This is a genomic window from Acinetobacter sp. UBA6720 (assembly GCF_002454215.1).
GTDB lineage: Bacteria > Pseudomonadota > Gammaproteobacteria > Pseudomonadales > Moraxellaceae > Acinetobacter.
In genome coordinates, this window is sequence record NZ_DKIK01000113.1 from 2,477 (window position 1) to 6,740 (window position 4,264).

1 protein-coding gene is annotated in these 4,264 nt (G+C 42.4%); it reads left to right on the top strand.

Annotation, left to right across the window (positions count from 1 at the left end; all coding sequences use genetic code 11):
- Positions 1 to 398: 398 nt before the first annotated feature.
- On the top strand, positions 399 to 4,264 hold a 3,866-nt coding region (hrpA, locus tag B4F08_RS09765; protein ID WP_291374264.1), incomplete at its 3' end, for an ATP-dependent RNA helicase HrpA.

Below are 4,264 nucleotides of genomic sequence, written 5' to 3' on the forward strand. Positions count from 1 at the left end.
CCGTTGTGATATGCAGTAGCTGCGAATGGTTTTACTTCAGTATTAATTAAGCTCATCATTGTCTCCATGATTGGGGTTTGTATTTAATGCTGTATAGAGTATCGAAATTTTTGTTATTGCTGAAACAGTATTTTTACATTACAAGAATCGGAAAAACCGAATCTTACTCCAGACTATCTCAGCGAATCTGATCATTCTGTTCATTTAGCATGATAAATATGATGACTAAATGACAAAATCATCTATTCCGTAACTCGTCTACAGACATGATGTCCTTAGGCTTAAAATTCAAGGGGATATTTGAAAAAAGTTAAAATTAAAAAAATTAGGCTGTACTTTCGCTTCGTTGTATTACCACGTAAACTAAGCGATTGATGTTTTTGATGTGGGTTTTTTCTGTGCAGCGTCCTTTAAATATAGAGCAATTGGTGATGGTGAAAGACCGTCATCGTTTAAACCGACTCAAAAAAGGAAAAGATGCCAACGAAAAGCAATATCAAGCATTATTTGAACAGTCACATTTAAAAGTTTTAGAGCGTATTGAACGCATTCCAAATATTAAACTGAACCAAGACCTGCCTGTTACACAGTATGCAGATAAGTTAATTGATGCCATTCAAAAGCACCAAGTGATTATCGTTGCAGGGGAGACGGGTTCGGGTAAAACGACGCAGCTACCGCAAATTGCGATGTTGGCGGGTCGTGGTTTAACGGGTCTGATTGGTCATACACAGCCACGTCGTTTGGCCGCACGTAGTGTTTCCCAGCGTATTGCGGAAGAAGTTGGTGAAAAACTTGGCGAGTCGATTTCCTTTAAAGTTCGTTTCAATGAACAAGGATCGCAGGACTCTATTGTCCGTTTAATGACTGATGGTATTTTGCTGGCAGAGCTGGCCAATGACCGTTATCTCAATAAATACGACACCATTATTATTGATGAAGCACATGAGCGTTCGCTCAATATCGACTTTATCATGGGTTATCTCAAACAGCTCTTGCCTCGCCGTAAAGATTTAAAAGTCATCATCACTTCGGCAACTTTAGATGTAAACCGTTTTAGTCAGTACTTTAACAATGCACCTATTTTTGAAGTAGAAGGTCGTAGTTTTCCAGTTGAACTGCGCTATCGTCCTGTCTCTGAAATGAGCATTGGCGGTAGTGATGATGATGAGTTTGATGACTTTGAAGAAAATTTGCCGCGTGCCGTAGTGCAAGCTGTAGAAGAATGTTTTCGGGATGCACAAGAAAAAGGTCATCCTGAATATGCTGATACTTTAATTTTTGCCAGTACCGAACAAGAGATTCGTGAGCTACAAGAAACTTTGCAAAAGCATGGGCCGCGGCATACAGAAATTTTACCCTTATATGCGCGTTTGGCCTTGGCTGAGCAACAAAAAATCTTTAATCCATCAGGTGGCGGGCGACGCATTATTATCGCCACCAACGTTGCAGAAACAGCGCTGACTGTACCCAATATTCGTTATGTGATTGACAGTGGTTTTGCGCGTATTTCTCGCTATAACTATCGTTCACGTGTACAGCGTTTACCGATTGAAGCGGTTTCGCAAGCAGCGGCAAACCAGCGTAAAGGCCGTTGTGGTCGTATTGCCCCAGGTGTATGTATTCGTTTGTATTCCGAGGAAGATTTCCAAAGTCGCCCTGAGTTTACCGAACCCGAAATTAAGCGAACGAACTTAGCTTCAGTTATTTTACAGATGCAAAGTTTGGGGCTGGGTGCGTTAGAAGATTTTGATTTCATTGAGCCGCCAGATCATCGTTTAGTTAACGATGGTCGTAAGTTGTTGGTTGAACTTGGGGCAATGACGGAGAAAGGTAAAGCCCCTGTTTTACAAAGAGAGGTTGGGGGGGATTCATCTGAAGACAATCCCCCTCAATCCCCCTTTTCCAAAGGGGGAGGTAAAGGAGATTTAACCAAGATCGGTCAACAGATGGCCAAAATGCCAATTGACCCACGTCTGGCCCGTATGATTTTAGGCGGGGCACATTTTGGTGTGTTGAATGAGGTCTTGGTGATTGTTGCCGCTTTGGCAGTACAAGACCCACGTGAACGCCCTGCGGATAAACAAATGCAGGCAGATCAAAAACATGCGTTGTTCCGTGAAGCCGATTCTGACTTTTTGTTCTATCTTAAACTTTGGGAAGCACTGGTTGCCAACCGAGACATGAGTGAAAACAAACGTCGTACTTTTGCCCGTAATCACTTTTTAAGCTGGTTGCGTTTACGTGAGTGGAAGAAAACTCATGAGCAATTGGTTGATTTGGCAAAGGGCTTAAAGCTGTCTTTTAATGAGAAAAAAGCCAATTATGAAAATTTACACCGTGCGCTTTTAACAGGTCTACTGTCCTTTATTGCCAATAAAACCGATGAACGCAATGTGTTTATGGCGGTGCGTCAGCAAAAGGCTCGCATTTTTCCAGCATCTACCTTACATAAGACCAATACGCCTTGGGTCATGGCTTTTGAGATGGTGGAAACTTCACAGGTCTATATTCGGACACTGGCAAAAATTGAACCCGAGTGGATTTTGCTTGCGGCAGGTGATTTGCTGAAGCACCACTATTTTGAGCCGCACTGGTCGAAAAAAGCAGGTGTGGTTAATGCCTATGATCAAATTTCACTATTTGGCTTAATTATTGAACCAAAACGTCAGATCAACTATGAAAAAGTTGACCATGTTGCAGCACATGAAATTTTCCTTCGAGATGCACTGACGACAGGGCATTTGGGCATTACACCACCATTTTTAAAACACAACCTGCTTAAACTTGAAGAGGTAGAGCGGGTCGAAGATAAGCTACGCCGCCGTGATTTGGTGGTAGATGAAGAAACCATTTACCAGTTTTATGCGGCTAAAGTGCCTGAAGAGGTCGCAAGCCGTCGTAGTTTTGAAGACTGGCGCGCAACGGTTGAACCACAAAACCCACGTTATTTATTTATTGATGATGATGCGCTGTGGATGAACGACCGTCCAACCACACAGCAATTTCCCGATTTTTTACGTAATGGTGAACTGCGCCTTGCGGCCAGTTACCGTTTTGATCCAAGCCATGACGAAGATGGTGCAACGGTGAAAATCCCGTTGCAAGCCTTGCCTCAGGTAGATGAAAACTTGTGGTCGTGGGGCATTCCTGGCTGGCGTCAGGATTTAATGGAAGATTTGCTCAAAGCACTGCCTAAAGATAAACGTCGTCACTTAGTGCCTATCCCTGATACAGCTGCAAAGCTAATGGCGAAAGTAGATGCGATGCATTTGCAGCAGCATATTTTTAGTTTTTTAGCCTTCCAGTTACGTGGCGAACAAATCACTGAAAAAGACTTTAGCTTTGAGCGTGTTGAGCAATATTTGTTGCCACTGATTAAAGTCATTGATGACAAAGGCCGTGTGATTGAACAAGGTCGTGATTTGTCTGAGTTAAAAGCGCGCTGTCGAACAGAAACTCATAGTCCAGTCAAACAACTCAAAGGTGAGTTTCAAACTTTCCCTGAAAATTTTGTGTTTGAAGCGTCCCAAAAAGTGACGGGCGTGGTGGTGAAGCAGTATCAAGCTTTGGTTCCGACCAAGACATTTGCTGCATTGGAACAAAAGGATGAGTCTGGTGTCGTGATTCAGACTTTTAATGATCAAGCTGAGGCAACTAAACAGCACCGCGAGGGTGTACTTCGTTTGGTGCATATACAACTGGGAGATTTGGTCCGTCAGTTGAAAAAGCAAATTTCCAAACCGTTGGCATTGGCGTATTCGCCATTAGGCGATAAGGCAAAATTGGAACAAATGCTGGTTTATGCCACACTGCAAATGTCGATCAATGAACTGCCTGTCAATGCACAAGAGTTTGAAAACTTAGTTGCAAATGTCAAAAAAAATTTTCTGACTCATGGGCAAAAAGCACTTGCAGATGTGACAGAGATCTATATCCAATGGCAGGATATACGTCGAAAGTTGTTGGTTTTAGATGATGCGGTGTTTGGGAAAAATATTGATGATGTTGAAGATCAGCTAGATTTGATGTGCTTATCAAACTTTGTTTACGTAAAATCTTCCGACATTTGGCTTGAATTTCCTCGTTATTTGAAAGCATTGGTCTTGCGTTTGGAGCGCCTGCCCAATAACCTACAGAGGGATAATTCTGCCATTGATCAAGTTGACCCGTGGATGGAAAAATTATTTAAGTTTAAAAATGACACTCGCCTTAAAGAATTGTATTTCATGGTTGAGGAGTTTCGGATTTCTTTATTCTCTCA